The sequence below is a fragment of the Streptosporangium jomthongense genome (genome assembly GCF_042650425.1).
Taxonomy (GTDB): Bacteria; Actinomycetota; Actinomycetes; order Streptosporangiales; family Streptosporangiaceae; genus Streptosporangium.
In genome coordinates, this window is sequence record NZ_JBHSBC010000049.1 from 59,572 (window position 1) to 76,691 (window position 17,120).

The 17,120-nt window shown below is 69.8% G+C and carries 17 protein-coding genes and 1 tRNA gene; 11 read left to right on the forward strand and 7 right to left on the reverse strand.

What is annotated here, in order from left to right:
- The first annotated feature begins 37 nt into the window (after nt 1-37).
- From ACFOYY_RS37085 to ACFOYY_RS37110, 6 genes are all read left to right on the forward strand, one after another.
- A tRNA-Leu gene (locus tag ACFOYY_RS37085) sits at nt 38-110 on the forward strand.
- Nucleotides 111-378: 268 nt separating this feature from the next.
- Entirely contained in the window at nt 379-966 is a 588-nt protein-coding gene (locus tag ACFOYY_RS37090) for a helix-turn-helix transcriptional regulator (protein ID WP_362776768.1), read from the forward strand.
- The gene (locus tag ACFOYY_RS37095; RefSeq protein WP_386195931.1) at nt 963-1,919 is read left to right on the forward strand and encodes a hypothetical protein; all 957 of its coding nucleotides are present in this window, start codon (nt 963-965) and stop codon (nt 1,917-1,919) included. The genes ACFOYY_RS37090 and ACFOYY_RS37095 overlap by 4 nt, the downstream gene beginning before the upstream one ends.
- A 410-nt stretch (nt 1,920-2,329) precedes the next feature.
- Nucleotides 2,330-3,109: a Bax inhibitor-1/YccA family protein gene (locus ACFOYY_RS37100; RefSeq protein WP_386195933.1), complete on the forward strand. Its 780-nt coding sequence runs from the start codon at nt 2,330-2,332 to the stop codon at nt 3,107-3,109.
- A gap of 447 nt (nt 3,110-3,556) precedes the next feature.
- Nucleotides 3,557-3,784: a DUF4287 domain-containing protein gene (locus ACFOYY_RS37105; RefSeq protein ID WP_352013939.1), complete on the forward strand. Its 228-nt coding sequence runs from the start codon at nt 3,557-3,559 to the stop codon at nt 3,782-3,784.
- Between the two features lie 76 nt (nt 3,785-3,860).
- Complete coding sequence (locus ACFOYY_RS37110; protein WP_362776762.1) at nt 3,861-4,271, forward strand: PPOX class F420-dependent oxidoreductase; 411 nt, start codon at nt 3,861-3,863, stop codon at nt 4,269-4,271.
- A 56-nt stretch (nt 4,272-4,327) separates the two neighbouring features.
- Here ACFOYY_RS37110 and ACFOYY_RS37115 read toward each other — a convergent pair whose 3' ends face one another.
- The 3 genes from ACFOYY_RS37115 to ACFOYY_RS37125 form a co-directional block, all read right to left on the reverse strand.
- Nucleotides 4,328-5,548 carry an acetyl-CoA C-acetyltransferase gene (locus ACFOYY_RS37115; protein ID WP_386195935.1) on the reverse strand — a complete coding sequence of 407 codons (1,221 nt, stop codon included), beginning with the start codon at nt 5,546-5,548 and terminating at the stop codon, nt 4,328-4,330.
- 102 nt (nt 5,549-5,650) lie between these two features.
- On the reverse strand, nt 5,651-6,979 hold the full coding sequence (locus tag ACFOYY_RS37120) for an outer membrane protein assembly factor BamB family protein (RefSeq protein ID WP_362776756.1): 1,329 nt from the start codon (nt 6,977-6,979) through the stop codon (nt 5,651-5,653).
- 73 nt (nt 6,980-7,052) lie between these two features.
- The gene (locus ACFOYY_RS37125; protein ID WP_352013880.1) at nt 7,053-8,027 is read right to left on the reverse strand and encodes an SGNH/GDSL hydrolase family protein; all 975 of its coding nucleotides are present in this window, start codon (nt 8,025-8,027) and stop codon (nt 7,053-7,055) included.
- Between the two features lie 136 nt (nt 8,028-8,163).
- Here ACFOYY_RS37125 and ACFOYY_RS37130 point away from each other — a divergent pair, with 136 nt between their 5' ends.
- Entirely contained in the window at nt 8,164-9,534 is a 1,371-nt protein-coding gene (locus ACFOYY_RS37130) for a cystathionine beta-synthase (RefSeq protein ID WP_352013879.1), read from the forward strand.
- A gap of 144 nt (nt 9,535-9,678) precedes the next feature.
- Here the strand turns inward: ACFOYY_RS37130 and ACFOYY_RS37135 are convergent, their stop codons facing one another.
- Nucleotides 9,679-10,044, reverse strand: coding sequence for a winged helix-turn-helix transcriptional regulator (locus ACFOYY_RS37135; protein ID WP_386195938.1), 366 nt, complete (start codon nt 10,042-10,044; stop codon nt 9,679-9,681).
- Nucleotides 10,045-10,133: 89 nt separating this feature from the next.
- Between ACFOYY_RS37135 and ACFOYY_RS37140 the strand changes: the two genes are divergently transcribed.
- The gene (locus ACFOYY_RS37140) at nt 10,134-10,613 is read left to right on the forward strand and encodes a hypothetical protein (RefSeq protein WP_386195939.1); all 480 of its coding nucleotides are present in this window, start codon (nt 10,134-10,136) and stop codon (nt 10,611-10,613) included.
- A 142-nt stretch (nt 10,614-10,755) separates the two neighbouring features.
- Here the strand turns inward: ACFOYY_RS37140 and ACFOYY_RS37145 are convergent, their stop codons facing one another.
- Entirely contained in the window at nt 10,756-11,982 is a 1,227-nt protein-coding gene (locus ACFOYY_RS37145; protein WP_362776749.1) for a sensor histidine kinase, read from the reverse strand.
- 137 nt (nt 11,983-12,119) lie between these two features.
- Between ACFOYY_RS37145 and ACFOYY_RS37150 the strand changes: the two genes are divergently transcribed.
- Nucleotides 12,120-12,332, forward strand: coding sequence for a hypothetical protein (locus ACFOYY_RS37150; protein ID WP_352013875.1), 213 nt, complete (start codon nt 12,120-12,122; stop codon nt 12,330-12,332).
- Between the two features lie 150 nt (nt 12,333-12,482).
- Entirely contained in the window at nt 12,483-13,622 is a 1,140-nt protein-coding gene (locus ACFOYY_RS37155; RefSeq protein ID WP_352013874.1) for a cystathionine gamma-synthase, read from the forward strand.
- A gap of 288 nt (nt 13,623-13,910) precedes the next feature.
- Here ACFOYY_RS37155 and ACFOYY_RS37160 read toward each other — a convergent pair whose 3' ends face one another.
- A complete protein-coding gene (locus tag ACFOYY_RS37160) occupies nt 13,911-14,336 on the reverse strand; it encodes a hypothetical protein (protein WP_362776743.1) in 426 nt (141 codons plus the stop codon).
- Between the two features lie 366 nt (nt 14,337-14,702).
- On the opposite strand from ACFOYY_RS37160, the gene ACFOYY_RS37165 reads away from it, so the two are divergent.
- The gene (locus ACFOYY_RS37165; protein WP_352013872.1) at nt 14,703-15,125 is read left to right on the forward strand and encodes a DUF6292 family protein; all 423 of its coding nucleotides are present in this window, start codon (nt 14,703-14,705) and stop codon (nt 15,123-15,125) included.
- Between the two features lie 20 nt (nt 15,126-15,145).
- On the opposite strand, the gene ACFOYY_RS37170 is transcribed toward ACFOYY_RS37165, so the two are convergent.
- Complete coding sequence (locus tag ACFOYY_RS37170; protein WP_352013871.1) at nt 15,146-17,092, reverse strand: vWA domain-containing protein; 1,947 nt, start codon at nt 17,090-17,092, stop codon at nt 15,146-15,148.
- Nucleotides 17,093-17,120 lie beyond the last annotated feature (28 nt).

Below are 17,120 nucleotides of genomic sequence, written 5' to 3' on the forward strand. Positions count from 1 at the left end.
CTCCTCTGATGAGTGGTCAGTTACGTATGATTACGGCGTCCCCGTAGCCCAATGGCAGAGGCAAACCCCTTAAAAGGGTTCGAGTGAGGGTTCGAGTCCCTCCGGGGGCACTCGTAGTGATCCGCGAAGTTCGGCCCGTGACCAGGAAAAATCGGTCACGGGCCGCTCTGTTGTGTGGGAAAACCCCGGGTCGGGGCGTTTCGTGTTGTCCCGTCGTTTGCGCGCCGATCGTATGTGGTCCTGTCGGCCAAATTATGGCGCGGAAATCCCGGTCTTCCAGATCGGCCGGATGTCGTGATCTGTTCAGGGCGTTTTCGGGCGCCGTTGCGGTGCCGTACGGCGCCTCCTATAGTCGGTTCCTGATATCAGGAGGCGACTATGGCTCGAAGTGTGGACAACCCTCTGGCCCTGGGAGTGCTGGGGCTGCTGCTCGAAAGGCCCATGCACCCCTACGAGATGGCCGTCGTGCTGCGGGAACGCGGCAAGGACGCCAGCGTCCGGATCAACCGGGGCTCGCTCTACGACGTGGTCACGGCCCTTGAGGGGGAGGGGTGGATCGTCGAGAAGGCCAGGGTCCAGGAGGGCAACAGACCGGCTCGCACGGTCTACGCGATCACCGAGGCGGGCCGGGACGCCTTCGTACGTCGGCTCGACGAGCAGATCCGCGTCCCCCGGCGCGAATATCCCCTCTTCCTCACCGCCGTCGCCTACCTCGGCGCCCTCGGCCCCGAGCGCGCGCGGGCGGCGCTGCTGGAGCGGGCCGAACGGCTGCGCGCCGCCATGGCCGAGGACCGGCGGGCCCTCGACGACGCGCTGGCCTCGGGACAGGTGCCCCGCCTGTTCGTCATCGAGGCCGAATACGCCCTGCACATGACCCGCGGCGAACTCGACTGGGTCACCGGCGCCGCGGAGGAGATCCGCACAGGAAGCCTGACCTGGCCCGACGACCGAAAGGACCTCACATGACATCGGACGGCCTTCTCTTCGGGATCTACCCCGGCGGAGCGGCCGGCGACGAGAACGGCGGAGTGCTCCAGGGGCCTCCGGACGACCCGAGACGGATCACCGAGGCGCTCACCCACCTGCGCCCTGACGGCGGGCCCTTCCTGGTCCGCGGCTACGTCAGCTTCGCCGATCCCGGAGACGTCTACCCGCAGGCCCCCGAGCGCGTCGAACGGTACGCCACCGACGGGCGCGCACTCGACCTGGTCGCGCAGTACCGCTCGCACAGCGGCGACGTCGCGGGCTACGTGGCCTTCGTCCGTGACCTCGTCCGCCGTCACGGGACGCGTGTCGCGACCCTCCAGGTGACGGAGGAGCCGAACCTGCCGCTGTACGACGGAGGCCACCCCCGGGTGCTCGAAGCCCTCGTCGAGGGCGTCGTCGCGGCCAAGGAGGAGGCGCGCCTGCTGGGCCTGGACCACCTCAGGGTCGGGTTCAACACCACGCCCCTTTTCGGCCCCGCCGAGGGCTTCGTCGCCGCGCTCACCGCCGACGGCGGACGGCGCTTCGTCGAGGCCGTCGACTACGTCGGCCTCGACTTCTTCCCCGACGTCTTCCAGCCCGCCCCGGCGGACGGCCTGGCGGAGGCCGTCGCGGGACTGCTCGGCCACCACCGCGACCGGTGCCTCACCCCGGCGGGCATCGACGAGTCGGTCCCCCTGTGGATCACCGAGAACGGCTGGCCGACCGGCCCTGACCGGAGTCCACAGCGACAGGCCGAGGTCCTGGAGACGATCGTCACGGCGATCGCGGACCACCGCACTCGGCTCAACATCGGCGGCTACACCCATTTCGCCCTGCGGGATGCCGACAGTGCGAAACCCGGTCTGTTCCACCGGTTCGGCCTTCTCGGTGACGACTACCGGCCTAAACCCGCGTTCGACACTTATCGGCGACTCGTCGAGCGCTTCGGTTGATGGAGCGGAACACGCTTTCGACGGTGCACGGTTGTTTTCCCCGCTGTGACCGTGTCGTTTTCCTTACCGGAGACACCGGGTGGGGAAAACAACGCGACAAATCCACGGACGGCCGGTTTCCGGAAGCGACCGGCCGATTCCGGGAAGCGTTTCCCGCCCCCGCTCCGGTCGTTTCCATTGACCCACCGGCCCCTTCCCGGGCCTCCCGGCGGGGGAGGGGGCCTGGCGTGGACCCGGCGGGCGGGCCATTATGCCTCCGTAGGGCCGGGAACCCGGCGCTGCGGCCGTTCGTTGGAATCCTCGGCGGTAGCCGTACGGTCACTTGACCCTAAAACGGACAACAACACGATACGGCCGTGTGACAACCGATCTATACGCCGATCGCGTAGGTCGCAGCGTGGAGGCTAGCGATGGAAAGCAAGAATCCTGTGTTCAGCAGGCAGGCGCCCGGGAGCCAGCAGGCCTGGGGCACCCCGACCCCCGAGCAGCTCAGGGGAATGTATGACGCGCCCTCCTACGCGCCGCCCGCGCAACGGAGGATGACCATCGACGACGTGGTCGTGCGCGGTTTCATCACCTTGGGCACGCTGGTCGTCTCCGCCGCGCTCGCCTGGGCGCTCAACCTCGGAAGACCCGCACTGATCATCGGCGTGCTCGCCGGCCTGGTGCTCGCGTTGATCGTCTCGTTCAGGCAGAGCACCAACCCGGTGCTGATCCTCGGCTACGCGGTCTCCTACGGCGTCGCCATCGGTGTGATCAGCCACGCCTACAACGACCTGTACAACGGTGTCGTCTTCCAGGCGGTCGTCGGTACGGCACTGGCCTTCGGCGCCATGCTGGCGGTCTACACGCTGCGCATCGTCCGGGTGACGCCGAAGTTCACCAAGTTCGTCGTGGCGGCCGGGCTCAGCCTGATGGGCCTCATGCTCGTCAACTGGCTGGCGACCTTCTTCATCGAGGACGGCGTCGGCATCCGCTCCGGCGGCCCGCTGTCCTACGTCTTCAGCATCGCGGCGATCCTGGTCGGCTGCTTCTTCCTGCTCCTCGACTTCGACTCGGTCGAGCAGGGCATCCGCGCCGGAGCCCCCGCGAAGTACTCCTGGCTGATGGCCTTCGGCCTGACGGTCACCCTGGTCTGGATCTACCTGGAGATCCTCCGCTTCGTCAGCTACTTCACCAGTAATGACTAGCTGCCCGACCACCCCGAACACCCCGCGCCACCCCCGGTGACGCGGGGTGTTCGCTTTCCACCCCCACTTACCCCCGACGCCGTGCGTGAGAACTTCACCGACGCCAAGCGTGAAGGGTTCGCTCGTGCCCTTACCGGTGCCAAGCGTGAGGGCTTTGCCTGTGCCTTACCGGCGCCGTGCGTGAGGAGTTTCGGCTTGGGCGCGTCGGTGCTTGGACTGAGGAACGCAGGAGCGAAGCGACGGAGTGACGAGGGAAAGCGCCGACTCGGAGGCGCCCAAGCCCGCGACGCCGCCAGGCGGAGCAAGGAGACACAGCCCGCGACGCCGAAGGTGACGCAAAGAGACGACAAGGCGACGAAGAATGATGGATGGGCAGGTCCGCAGGGCTTGCTATCTGGGGACACGTGAGGCACTGTCAAGCAAAGGAGCCTATCCGTGGAGGTGCCCATGTCGTTGAGCCACTCACTGGAGACGCAGAGCAAGCTGATCGCTAGAGTCACGGATATCACCGGCCGCGCACTCCCAGAGTGGTTCCAAGCCATCGACAACGGCCCGTCCTTCCTGCGCTGCGAGGAGCGGGCCAACTGGCTCGCCCAGGAGCACGGGCTGTCCCACGGCTACGCCGCCGCCATCGTGCGTGAGCACGAACGTCGCCGCCACAGCCGTCGTATGTAAGTTATCCGTCTTCCGCGAGCCCGCGCCTCCCATCGGGGGGTGCGGGCTTCTGTGTGCCCGGTCCATGATGGGGATCATGGATCTCGACAAGGCACGTGACTTCATCCGCGTCAACCACCGTGCGGTTCTGCTGACCAAGCACGCCGACGGACGTCCGCAGCTCTCCCCGGTGACGGTCGGGCTGGACGCCGAGGGGCGCGCGATCGTCAGTAGCAGGGAGACCGCCGCCAAGGTTCGCAACCTTCGCAGGGACCCGCGGGCCACGCTCTGCGTGATGAACGACTCCTTCTACGGTGACTGGATCCAGATCGAAGGGGAGACGGAGGTCCTCTCGCTGCCTGAGGCGATGGAACCGCTGGTCGGCTACTACCGGGACATCTCCGGCGAGCACCCCGACTGGGACGACTACCGGGCCGCCATGGAGCGGGACCGGCGGGTCCTGCTGCGCGTCACCATCACCCGTGCGGGCCCCGACATCCACGGCTGAGACGCCGCCGCGCCGTACCCGCCCGTGTCGCAGGGTACGGCGCGGCGTTTCCCGGCTCAGCTGAGGCGTTCCAGGATCATGGCCATGCCCTGGCCACCGCCGACGCACATGGCCTCCAGGCCGATCGTCCTGTCGTGGAAGCGCAGGCTGTTGACCAGGGTCGAGGTGATGCGGGCTCCGGTCATGCCGAAGGGGTGTCCGACCGCGATGGCGCCGCCGTTGACGTTGAGCCGGTCGAGGTCGACGCCGAGGTCGCGGTAGGACGGGATGACCTGGGCCGCGAAGGCCTCGTTGATCTCGACGAGGTCCACGTCGCCGATGGCCATGCCCGCCCTGGACAGTGCCTGCCGGGAGGCCTCGACCGGCCCGAGCCCCATGATCTCGGGGGACAGGCCGGTCACACCGGTCGAGACGATCCTGGCCAGCGGGGTGATGCCCAGTTCCGCGGCCCTGACGTCGCTCATCACGATCACCGCGGCCGCGCCGTCGTTCAGCGGGCAGCAGTTTCCCGCCGTGACGGTCCCGTCGGGCCGGAAGACCGGCTTGAGCTGGGAGACGGCCTCGTAGGTCGTCCCCTGGCGGGGGCCGTCGTCCCTGGTCACCACGGTGCCGTCCGGCAGGGTCACCGGGGTGATGTCGCTCTCCCAGAAGCCGTTGGCGATGGCCTCCTCGGCGAGGTTCTGCGACCGGACACCGAACTCGTCCTGTTCCCGGCGTGAGACGCCCCTGAGCGCGGCGACGTTCTCCGCGGTCTGGCCCATGGCGATGTAGGCGTCGGGCAGCTCGCCGTCCTCACGGGGGTCGTGCCAGACCTCGCCACCGCCTTCGGCGGCCCGCGCCGTACGGCTGCGCGCCTCGGCGAACAGTTCGTTCTCGGTCTCGGGCAGCGAGTCGGAGTTGCCCTTGACGAACCGGGAGACGCACTCGACGCCCGCCGAGACGAAGACGTCGCCCTCGCCCGCCCTGATCGCGTGCAGGGCCATCCTCGTGGTCTGCAGGGACGACGAGCAGTAGCGGGTGACGGTCGTGCCGGGCACGCCGTCGAGTCCGAGCAGGGTGGCGACCACCCGGCCCATGTTGAACCCCTGCTCGCCTCCGGGCAGGCCGCAGCCCAGCATCAGGTCGTCGATGGTCGTGGGGTCGAGCTGGGGCACCTTGGCCAGGGCGGCCCTGACGATCTGGACGGTCAGGTCGTCAGGGCGGATGTCCTTGAGCGATCCCTTGAAGGCGCGTCCGATGGGCGAGCGCGCGGTCGCGACGATGACTGCCTCGGGCATGGGGCTCTCCTGGGTTGTCGGGCACTCCTGAGCGGAGGCTACTCCCCGGTAGGGCGAAGGCCGCGAGTGGGGCGGCCCGGAACAGAACTTTGTACGGGGGCGTCAGCCGTACATGCCGGGGGCGGTCGGGGTGCCGTCCTTGACGCCGTGCAGCCCGCCCAGCTCGTCGCGCCATATCCGCCAGCCCCCCTGGCTGCCGGTGAACCACGCGGGCGGAGCCTCCGAGCCGTTCGTCCTCTTGCCGCTGGCCAGGTCGAACTCGCACAGGGAGGCCACCGGGTAGAAACCCGCCGCCTGGTGCTTCAGGGGGAGCGGCCTGGGGTCGGTGACGCAGAAGGACCAGCCGCGTTGGTCCCTGATCTCGGTGCCGCGGCCCGTGGCCAGGTCGAAGGCGCTGCCCTGCCGGCCGTGCTTGAGGAAGCCGAGGGTGTCCATCCGGTCGGGGAAGGCCAGCCACCAGCCGGAACCGGGGATCTGGGCCGCGGAGATCTGACCCAGGACCCGCCCGTTGCTCGCGTCGAGCCTGGCGAACCCGCCGTACTGGCCCCGTGGGTCGACGGGGCGCACGACGGGGGCCAGGCCGGGGCTGCCGCTGGGGTAGACCCGCACCACGGAGGGACGCAGCCAGTTGACCGTGCCGTCGGTGAGCTTGACGGAGAACAGGCCGAAGGCGGAGACCCGTTTCTTCGAGGGACCGGTGTAGGGGGCGACGTAGCCGACGAGGTCGTCGGCCGTCGAGCCGAAGGCCCACCCGCCGGACAGGTCGACCCCGGGGCCGAGCGCCTCCTCGACGGGCAGCCGCCACGGACGCCTGCCCGAGGCCAGGTCGTAGGCCTCAAGGACGGGGTGACGGGCCATGCGCAGGAGCACGGCGTGGGAGGCGCCGGACCACTCGACCTCGGCGATACCGGGCAGCTGCCACATCGGCTTGCCGGTCTCCGGGGCCAGCACGGACATCCGGGCCTTGGACAGGGCGGTGTCCTCTGAGACGCACACGAACGCCCCGCAGCGCTGCGGCCCGAAGGTCGAGTGCAGCGGGCGTGTCCACAGCCGGTTGCCGGTGCGCGCGTCACGGCCGACAAGGGCGGCGTTCCAACGACCCTGGCGGACAGGGTCGACCGTGACCGCGACGAGCCGTCCGCCGGAGGACTGGACGATCGCCGGGGCGGGGACGCCCATGCCCGGCAGCCGACCGGCCATGGTCGCGGGGTGCGCCCACAGCTTTCTGCCCGTGGCCAGGTCGAGGGCGACGGTCTCCAGCGTGCCGTCCGCCCTCATGGAGGTCGTCATGGCGACACCTGCGGCCGAGGTGGTACGGCTCACCGCGTTCACTTCGCCGTTGTGCCAGGTCGGATGGGCGGGAACGGCCGCCTCGCTGCCGGAACAGCCGGTCAGGGCGAGCACTCCGGCGAGGACCGCAGCCTTCTTCACGTGGGGCCGGATCACGGGCATTGCACTCCAAAAAGGCGAGACGTAACGGCCTTACCGCGGAGAGTGACCGTGGTCAGGCGTCGTTGGGCAGCACCCCGTGCCTCCGGCGGAGCAGTGTCGCCCACCGTCCGTGGGGTCCGGTTGCTCGGCCGGCGACGCGAGTCGCGGAGACTTCGGCGCCGGGTTCCTCCGCGGCCTTGGCCGCCACGAGGTAGATCGACCCACCGCGTTCGGAGCGCGGCTCCGGCCACAGTCCAAGCGCGGTGCACACAGACGGTAGCACCGCGTAAGCAACCTGTAGATAACCTTGAACAGATGGGTGGAAACGATCGGGTCCGAACATCTCGTCCGGGTTTGCGGAGAATTCACCGCCAAGCAGGTCGGCGAAGGCGACCGTACGGGCACCCGCCTCGACCACGGCCACGGTCTGCGCCGCGGCGAGCTGACGGCTCCAGCGCCGGGTCACCCAGCGCAGCGGCTGCGCGATCGGCCTGACCGTCCCCAGGTCGGGGCAGGTGCCGACGACGACCTCCGCCCCCGCCTCACGCAGCCGCCGCACCGCCTTCTGCAGGTGCCGCACGGCGTGGGTGGGCTTGGTCTGGGTGGTGACGTCGTTCGCGCCGACGAAGATCACCGCGATCTCGGGGGAGGCTTCGAGCGCCAGGTCGGTCTGGTCGTCCAGATCCGCCGAGACCGCGCCGGACCTGCCGACCACGGTCAGCCGTACCGGACGCTCGGCCACCGCGGCCAGCCCCGTGGCGATCAACACGCCCGGGGTCTGCGCCGCCTCGGAGGTGCCCAGACCGACCGAGGTCGAATCACCCAGCATGACCATCCGGACCGGCTCACCGGCGAAGTCACCGTAAACCCCGTCGGAGGGCGGCCCCTCCATGCCGTGCGGGCGGCCGACGATGCGCCGGGCCAGCAGGGCCTCGCCCATCAGCAGGCCGTACGTGACCGCGCCGAGCGCGGTGAGCCCTCCTCCGCCGACGGCCGCGGCGGCGGCGATACGACGGGCGGCCCGAGCCGCCCCCGGTGTCCAGATCACCTGGCGTTGCCCCTTCGGTACCCCACGACGGGTAGCGTTGCCTTGAACCTAGCCGAGAGTCCCACCAACCCCCTTGGGGGCACGGCGTTCAGCACAACAAGCCGACCTGGCTCTGTATTTCGAGGTGATCGTCGCGATGCGTGTGTATGACTCGCTTGTGGAACTGATGGGAAACACGCCGCTTGTCCGGCTGCGGAAGGTGACCGCCGGGGTGTCCGCCCAGGTGCTCGCCAAGGTGGAGTACTTCAATCCCGGCGGCTCGGTGAAGGACCGGATCGCGGTGCGCATGATCGACGCGGCGGAGCGGTCGGGCGCGCTGGTGCCCGGCGGCACGATCGTCGAACCCACCTCCGGCAACACCGGCATCGGCCTGGCCATGGTGGCGCAGCAGCGCGGCTACCGCTGCCTGTTCGTCGTGCCGGACAAGGTCGCCCAGGACAAGATCGCGGTACTGCGCGCCTACGGGGCCGAGGTCGTGGTCTGCCCGACGGCGGTCTCCCCGGACCACCCGGACTCCTACTACTCGGTCTCCGACCGGCTGGCCAGGGAGACGCCGAACGCCTGGAAGCCCGACCAGTACTCCAACCCCGGCAACCCCGAGAGCCACTACCACTCGACCGGGCCGGAGATCTGGGAGCAGACGGAGGGGCGGATCACCCACTTCGTCGCGGGCATCGGCACCGGCGGCACGATCAGCGGCACCGGACGCTACCTCAAGGAGGTCTCCGGCGGCCGGGTCAAGATCATCGGAGCCGACCCCGAAGGGTCCGTCTACTCGGGCGGCACCGGCAGGCCGTACCTCGTTGAGGGCGTCGGAGAGGACATCTGGCCCTCCACCTACGACACCACGATCTGCGACGAGGTCATCGCGGTCTCCGACAAGGACTCCTTCGGCATGACGCGCCGCCTGGCCCGGGAGGAGGCGCTCCTGGTCGGCGGCTCCTGCGGGATGGCGACGGTCGCGGCGCTGCGGGTCGCCAGGCAGGCCGGCCCCGAGGACGTGGTCGTCGTGCTGCTGCCCGACGGCGGCCGGGGCTACCTGTCGAAGATCTTCAACGACGAGTGGATGGCCGACTACGGCTTCCTGACCACCTCCTCGGAGGAGGGCCTGGTCAGGGACGTGCTGGTCCGCAAGGGCGCGGGCATGCCCGAGTTCGTGCACACCCACCCGCACGAGTCGGTCGACACGGCCATCGCGATCATGCGGGAGTACGGCGTCTCGCAGCTGCCGGTGATGAAGGAGGAGCCGCCGGTCATGGCCGCCGAGGTCGTGGGCTCGATCGTGGAACGCGACCTGCTCGAAGCCCTCTACCGGGGCCGCGTACGGCCGACCGACCCGCTGGCCGAGCACATGTCCCAGCCCCTGCCCATGATCGGCGCGGGAGAGCCGGTCTCCATCGCGATAGAGGCCCTGGAGAAGGCCGACGCCGCCGTGGTCCTGGACGACGGCAAGCCCGTTGGCCTGGTGACCCGCCAGGACCTGCTGGCGTTCCTGGTCAACAACTAGTCGTGCTCCCCTTTCCCTCGCGGCGCCTTCGACGCCGCGAGGGCCTGGGCGCCGCGGGTCCATGCCTCCCTCGGTCCGGGCTGTGGGTGATCATCGGGTCGTTGTCGCAGGTCGGACCGGCTTCCGCGACGGACCCGCAGCCCGTCACGATGTGGTGGGCTCGCCGGTGAGGCGGTCCTGGTTGTCGGCGGCCCACTGCGCGAGGTGCGCCAGAGGGCCGTTCGCGAACGATTCGCCCAGTGCGGAGAGCCGGTAGACCGCGCCTGCGGGCGCTGACGCCTGGTTGGCGCCGCCGTCCCTCACGACGAGCCCGCGCGCTCGCAGACGGCGCGGCGTCTGGGTCAGGACCTTGTCGCCGGCTCCCGCGATCCTCGTGAGCAGTTCCCTGCGCCGTGTCGGTCCCATGCGCAGGGCCGAGATCACGACGGGGTCCCACACGTGGCCGACCGGTTCGGCCGCTGCGCGCACCCGGCAGTCGGAGACGAACGTCCGACAGGGCCCGTCCAGCACGAGGACCCGGGTCGGGGTCGTCGGAGGAAAACGGCTCCGTTGAGAACCTTCGCCACCGTTTCGTAGTCGAACAGAGCATGATGAAGACGATGATCGGGGCATCGCTCCTCGCCGGTTCACTGCTGGTCGTCGGCACCACCGTGGCCGACGCCCAGACGAGGCCCACGCTGGGCCCCTACGGTTACGGTGCCGTCAAGCTCGGTATGACCGTCACGCAGGCCAAGAAGACAGGGGGCGTCGTCAAGAAGCTGTCCGGCGACGGCGGCTGCTCCGGCTGGGACCTGAAGGACTTCCCCACTCCCAAGGACTCGGTCGGCGTCTTCATCTCGCCGAAGGTGGGACTGGCCGCCATCTTCGCCGCGAAGGGCATGAGGACTCCGGAAGGCGTCGGGATCGGCTCCACCGCCAAGCAGATGAAGACCGCCTATCCGCACATCAGGAAAGACGTCCACGACTTTTATGTGATCACGGTTCCCGGAAACAAGAAGGCCTACTACACCTTCGGCGTCACGCGCGGCAAGGTCACCGAGTACGGCATCGCGCTCAACGAGCAGGACTGTTTCAACTGAGCGGCGTGACGTCGCGGGCCGAGGCGGAGGGACGCCCAGCCCGCTGTCGGCGCCGTGGGGTGAAGCCCTGGACGCTCCCTCGCCGTCACAGGTGATCGAGGTCAGCCGAAGGCTGCGCGAAGGGGCGCGGCCTTCGGCGCCGCTAGGCGCCGCCAAGGGACACGGGAAAGCCCGCCACCACTTCCCAGGCCCCCGTGTAGGTGTGGCCCGCGGTCAGGCGGCCGCCCAGGGCCTCCACGCGTTCGGACATGCCGACCAGACCGAATCCGCCGCCGAGGCGGGAGATCTTGGCGTCGGTCGCCGAGCCGTAGTTGCGTACGCGCAGCCACACCCAGTGTGTTCCCTGGTGCTGCTCCCTCCTGGGAGGGCCGGGGGAAGGCCCGGCGGAGGGCCCGTTTGGGGGGCCGCCGAGCCGTAGGTCGGCCTCGACCCAGCCGGTGCCCGGGGCGTGCCTGCGCACGTTGGTGAGGGCTTCCTGCAGGACCCGGTGGAGGGTGGTCAGCACCTCGGGGGCCATGGTCTCGTCGTTGATGCCCTGGCCGATGTCGAAGGCGACCTGGGGGCCGCCCGCGGAGAACCGTTCGACCAGGGTGCGCATGTCCATGAGCGTGCTGCCGGGGGAGCGGGCGGCCCCGTCCTGGGCGCGCAGCACGCTGACCAGGCGGCGCATGGAGGTCAGCGCGTCGGCGCCCGCCCCGGCTATCGCGTCGAGCGCGGGGACGACGGCCTCGGGCTTGTGTTCGGCCACGATCTTGGCGGCCTGGGCCTGGACGACGATTCCGGTGATGTGGTGGGCGACCAGGTCGTGCAGTTCCCTGGCGAGTTCGAGGCGTTCGGCGCGCCGTACCGAGTTGACGGCCTCCTTGCGGCGTTCGAGCTGGAAGCGCAGGTAGGCGCCCACCCCGGCGGCGATCGACCAGCCGACGAAGACGAGGAAGCCGACGGCCAGGGACGGGGTGTCCTCGCGCAGCCGTCCGGCGGCGCTCTCCAGCACGACGACGGACGCGATGGAGAACATCGCGGCCCTGCTGATGGGTTCGATCCAGCGCAGGCCCGCGATGGTGAGGATCAGCAGTGACCCGGTCTCGGCGAAGGAGGGCAGCCCGCTGACGTGGCTGGAGCCGATGATCAGGGTGGTGACGAACGACGCGACGAGCAGGGTGGCGTATCCGCTGATCCTGTGGGTACGGCGCAGCAGCACCGCCAGGACGCCGATGGCGCCGCAGACCGGGCCGAGCCAGACCACGGGGTTGTCGGGGCGGGTGAGCACGACCATCACGTCGAGCAGCAACAGCAGGGTGAGCCAGCCGATCAGAGCGATCTCGCTGAGCCGTTGGATCCAGTAGACGATGCGATGTGTCTCCCCCACGGCCACTGAGCCTAAGACTCTTGGCCAAATCGGACATCAGCCATTCGGTGGAGCGGCCTCATGGGGAACCGGTCCTTCAGCGGAGGCGCCCGCCGGGGTCGGCGGCCGATGCTTGAGGAGTCGAAGGGGGGACGGAGATGACCGTCATCGGAGTCCTGGTACTGATCGTTGGGTTCGTGGTCGCGCTGGCTCTGGCGCTCGCGGACCCGGTGGTTCTCTCGCGCATCAACGGCCAGGGCGGCGAGGGCGCCAGCGGCCGTCACATCAAGGTGCCGCCGGTCGAGGCGGGGGGTGAGGTCGTGTGGCTGCCGGGGCGTCACACGGCCGGCAGCGGGCACCGGGCCGCCTGACGGCGAATCCGCCGAAGGGACTTCGCGGTGTGCCCGTGGCGGCTCCACCTGGGGGTACGGCCAGGCGGACCGGGTCGTCGGGGGACGGTCCGGCACGCCTGGCCGGGTGGACGCGACATGTGCCCGCCCGGGTGCGAGTAGCGTTGCCCTATGACTGAAGGATTCGAAACTCTGGCCATCCACGCAGGTCAGGAGCCGGACCCGTATACGGGGGCCGTCGTTCCGCCGATCTACGCGGTGTCCACGTACAAGCAGGACGGCGTCGGCGGTCTGCGCGCCGGATACGAGTACAGCCGTTCGGCCAACCCGACCAGGACCGCCCTTGAGGAGGCCGTCGCCGCGGTCGAGGGCGGCGCGCGAGGTCTTGCCTTCGCCTCCGGTCTGGCGGCCGAGGACACGCTGCTGCGCACGGTGTGCAGGCCGAGTGACCACGTTCTCATCCCGAACGACGCCTATGGCGGCACCTACCGGCTGTTCTCCAAGGTGAACCGGCCGTGGGACCTGCACTACGACCCGGTGGCCCTGGGCGACCTCGACGCGGTCGCCGCCGCCATGACGCCGAAGACCAGGATCGTCTGGGTCGAGACGCCGACGAACCCGCTGCTCGGCATCGCCGACATCGCGGCGCTGGCCGAACTGGCCCACGACAACGGCGCGCTGCTCGTGGTGGACAACACCTTCGCCTCGCCGTACCTGCAGCAGCCGCTGGCGCTCGGCGCGGACGTCGTCGTCCACTCGACCACGAAGTATGTCGGCGGGCACTCCGACGTGGTCGGTGGCGCGCTCGTCACGGCCGACGCCGAACTGGGCGAAAGGCTCGCCTTCCACCAGAACGCCATGGGCGCGGTCGCCGGGCCGTTCGACGCGTGGCTGACGCTGCGCGGGCTCAAGACGCTCGCGGTGCGGATGGAACGGCACTGCGACAACGCCGAGCGGGTCGCCGACCTGCTGCTCGCCCACCCGAGGGTCTCCTCGGTGCTCTATCCCGGTCTGCCGGACCACCCGGGGCACGAGACCGCGGCCAAGCAGATGCGGCGCTTCGGGGGCATGGTCTCGTTCCGGGTCGCGGGGGGCGAGGCGGAGGCGGTCGAGATCTGCAACCGGACCAAGCTCTTCACGCTCGGTGAGTCCCTGGGCGGTGTCGAGTCGCTGATCGAGCACCCGGGGCGGATGACACACGCCTCGGCGGCCGGGTCGCCGCTTGAGGTGCCCGCGGACCTGGTCCGCCTGTCCGTCGGCATCGAGTCGGTCGACGACCTGCTCGCCGATCTCAGCCGGGCGCTGGGCTGAGGCCGGGTGCTGGGCTGAGGCTGAACGGCTGGGTCGAGGCCGGGCCGGGCGTGCCCCTTCCGCCCGGCTTCGTGTGCTCTGCCGCCTGTTCCCGTGCGTTCCGGTGAACCGCCCCGGCACGGGAAAAGGGGAATGGCAGTGAATCGGAAACTCCCTGCCGGAAAAGGCGCTTTTCATGGTGTTCCGGAAAAGATCCTTTCCTGGCTGACGGCCGGGCGGAGATGATCTCGTGCCCGCCGTCTTCCGGGTCGGCCGTCTCCACCGCCGTCAGAGGTCTCCGGCCCGTCCTCAGGCGGGGCTGCCCCAGACCATCAGCACCAGGATGACCAGCCAGATCAGGGCGATCACCCCGGAGAAGGCGGCGATCCGCCCGCGCTGGGCCTTCGCGTCGTCGGTCGAGGGCTCGGCGCTGAGCAGTTTGATGGCGGAGGCCTGGTCGCGGTCCACGATGACCAGGAGGACCGCGGCGACGATGAACAGCGTCATGGAGACCGACAGGTAGGGCCTGCCGAGATACTCGCGGCCGAGCAGCAGGCCGGCGACGAAGACGCCGATCGCGCCGATGGCGTAGATCCGGGTGGTCCTGTGCAGGTAGCGCAGGACGCTGAGGTCCCTGGAGCGGATGAACTTCGGCGTGGACATCGTCACCGCGGTGAGCGGTCCGAGCGTGAAGATCGCGAAGCCGATGTGCAGCCAGAGCAGCAGTTGGGTCATGAACCAGACATTAGCCCTCGGTGATCTCGGTCAGGGAAGGCACGCCCTGGGAAGCCGGCGGCCGCGGTCCTGGATCACACAGGGTCAGAGGACGGGGCTTCAGGGCGGGGCTCAGGTCGGGAGCGGGGGGCTCCGCCGGAACCGGCGCCCCAAGTTTGCGGACAGAACATCACAATTTGGATAATCCGCATTTATGGTGATGTGCGATGGTAGATCTTCTTATTAATGCGCTAAGCATCCCATTGAAGTGAGTAGGATCACCGATGGGTTCGCTCTTGGGCGCCGAGGCCGTCGGCAACGAGATCACGGCCGTGCCGGGCGAGCAGTCAACCAGATCATGCACGACGGCACAAGGGAGTGCCCCCTGTGGGTGTGAGACATGTGGAGCCGTACACCGAGGAGTGGCGCAGCCAGCCGTCCTCCTACGTGAGCCGCGTCGTCGAGGCGCTGGGCGTCCAGGCCACCGGCTGGTGGGCGGGGCCCTGCGACCCGAGGGCCGCCACGATCCTGCTGACCGGCGGCGACGCCCTGGTGTGGGACGAGGAGAGCGGCTGGTGCCGGGGCCGCTACGTGTCCGGCGACCGTGAGCGCTGCACCGTCCTGGCCGACCCCCGCTATCTCGGCGGAGGCCTGCTGCCCAGCCCCGAACGGGTTCCCGCCGCGGTCGAGGACGCCCGCGCCGGAGTCGGCAACAGTACGGCCTGGCGGCCCTGCTACCGGTCGTACCGCCACTACCACGACGGCTTCGACCTCGCGCTCAACCACTACCTCGCCTACGCCGACGCCTGACAGGCCCTTCGAGGAAGGGTTCAGCGCTTCCTGCGGACCCGCAGGAAGTCGCTGACGACGTACTCGCCGAGCCGGTCGGCGTTGGAGGAGAAGACCCGGCCGCCGTTGCGCCTGGCCACCTCGTTCACGAAGTCCCTCAGCCGCTCGTCGTCGGCGAGCATGAAGACGTTGAGCGTCGCCCTGCGCCGGGTCATCTTGTCCACCTCGGCCAGCGTCAGGTCGAGCGTCTCGCGCGTCGGCGGCCACTCGAAGGCGGCCGAGCCGTTGCGCCGCAGGTGGGCGGTCGGCTCACCGTCGGTGACCACGAGCACGACCGGCTCGAAGTCCGGATGGCGGTCCAGGTGGCGGCCCGCGATCAGCAGCGCGTGGTGCAGGTTGGTGCCCTGGACCATGTCCCATTCGAGCCCGGCCAGCTCGTCGGGCTGCAGGACCCGGGCGTAGTTGGAGAAGCCGATGATCTGCACCGAGTCCTGGGGGAACTTCGAGGCGACCAGCGCCTGCAGGGCCATCGCGGTCTGCTTGGCCGCCGCCCAGGTGCCGCGCAGCGCCATCGAGTAGGACAGGTCGACCAGCAGACACACCGCGGCCGCGGTGCGCCGCTCGGTCTCGGCCACCTCGAAGTCGTCGACCGAGAGGGTCACCGTCCCCGCCGCTCCGCCGCGCCGTACGCCGTTGACGACCGTGCGGACCACGTCGATGGGCTGCTCGTCGCCGAAGCGCCACGGCCGGGTCGAGCCGGTCAGCTCCCCGGCGGAGCCCGCGTCCACCTGGTCGTGGTCGCCCCTGCGACCGGAGTCGAGGGAGGCGAAGACGCGGCGTAGGGCGGTCTCCCCGAGGCGGCGCACCGCCTTGGGGGTGAGTTCGAGCTTGCCGCGCTGGCGGCGCAGGTATCCCTGCCGTTCGAGCTCTCGTTCGATCCGCTTGAGCGCGTCCAGGTCGTCGACGGCGGAACGGCCGAGGGCGCGGCGGACGGCCGCCTCGTCGATGTCGTCGAGGCGGGCGCCCGGGTAGTCCTGGCGCAGCGCGGCCTCAAGCTGGGTGAGGTCGGCCAGCTCCTCAAGGGCGTTGACCGCGTCGCCCATCCCCAGGGGGTCCTCGCCGGAGAGTCGTTCGGGGGTGTTCCAGGCCAGGTCGGGCCGGCGGGCGTAGAGGGAGTCGCCGAGGCGGCGCATCTGCTCGCCGAGCCCGGCCTGGTCGAGCGTCTGGTCGATCAGGCGGCTGAGCTCCTCGCGCTGGCGGGGGGTGAGCGAGGCCATCAGACGCTGGGTGGCGGCGGCCCTGCGGGCGAGGAGGTCGACCAGCTCCTCCAGGTTCCGCGGCGCCTCCGGAAACATGTCCCCATATTTCGACATGAAGGCGTCGAAGTCTTCCGGGGTGTGTTCGCCCCGCGCATCCCGGTCCAGCATGTCGTTCAGCGCCGACATCATCTGCCCGACCCGCTCCATCGCGGCCGGATCGGGGTTGGCCAGCGCCTCGCGCATCCCGCGGAACTGGGTGTCGAGCACCTCCCTGCGCAGCAGGTCGCGCAGTTCCTCGAAGGTCTGACGCGCGGCGGCCGAACGCCACTGGTAGCCGCTCAGCTCCTGGATCGCGCCGGCCGCGTCGGAGGGCAGGCCGTCCAGCTCCGCCTCACGCAGTCTGGCGTCGTCGGACGGGTCGGGGAACAGCTCCGCGCGCTCCTGGCCGATCGCCTTGTCCAGCAGCGCCCTGGCCTGTTCGAGCGTCCCGTCGAGACGACCGCGCTCGCGCAGCTCACGCCTGCGCCGCCGTACCTCGCGGAGCAGGTCGTCCAGGCCGCGGCGGTCGTCCGCCCCCGGCAGGCCCTGCTTGAGCAGGTCACGCAGGGCGTGGGACGGGTTGGCCCCGGCCAGCACGGAGTCGCCCATCTGGTCGAGCGCCGAACGCACGTCGTACGGCGGCGCGAGCGGGTCGGGCCCTTCCCGGTACTCGCCATAGCGATAGCTCATCGAACGCCCTCCAACACGCGCCGCCGGG

Bases quoted from the DNA above. Each gene is read 5' to 3' on its own strand.
- ACFOYY_RS37105 (WP_352013939.1), top strand. From the start codon at position 3,557: ATGTCGTTGAGCCACTCACTGGAGACGCAGAGCAAGCTGATCGCTAGA.
- ACFOYY_RS37130 (WP_352013879.1), top strand. From the start codon at position 8,164: ATGCGTGTGTATGACTCGCTTGTGGAACTGATGGGAAACACGCCGCTT.
- ACFOYY_RS37095 (WP_386195931.1), top strand. From the start codon at position 963: ATGACATCGGACGGCCTTCTCTTCGGGATCTACCCCGGCGGAGCGGCC.
- ACFOYY_RS37160 (WP_362776743.1), bottom strand. From the start codon at position 14,336: ATGACCCAACTGCTGCTCTGGCTGCACATCGGCTTCGCGATCTTCACG.
- ACFOYY_RS37140 (WP_386195939.1), top strand. From the start codon at position 10,134: ATGATCGGGGCATCGCTCCTCGCCGGTTCACTGCTGGTCGTCGGCACC.
- ACFOYY_RS37090 (WP_362776768.1), top strand. From the start codon at position 379: ATGGCTCGAAGTGTGGACAACCCTCTGGCCCTGGGAGTGCTGGGGCTG.
- ACFOYY_RS37170 (WP_352013871.1), bottom strand. From the start codon at position 17,092: ATGAGCTATCGCTATGGCGAGTACCGGGAAGGGCCCGACCCGCTCGCG.
- ACFOYY_RS37115 (WP_386195935.1), bottom strand. From the start codon at position 5,548: ATGCCCGAGGCAGTCATCGTCGCGACCGCGCGCTCGCCCATCGGACGC.
- ACFOYY_RS37155 (WP_352013874.1), top strand. From the start codon at position 12,483: ATGACTGAAGGATTCGAAACTCTGGCCATCCACGCAGGTCAGGAGCCG.
- ACFOYY_RS37150 (WP_352013875.1), top strand. From the start codon at position 12,120: ATGACCGTCATCGGAGTCCTGGTACTGATCGTTGGGTTCGTGGTCGCG.
- ACFOYY_RS37100 (WP_386195933.1), top strand. From the start codon at position 2,330: ATGGAAAGCAAGAATCCTGTGTTCAGCAGGCAGGCGCCCGGGAGCCAG.
- ACFOYY_RS37110 (WP_362776762.1), top strand. From the start codon at position 3,861: ATGGATCTCGACAAGGCACGTGACTTCATCCGCGTCAACCACCGTGCG.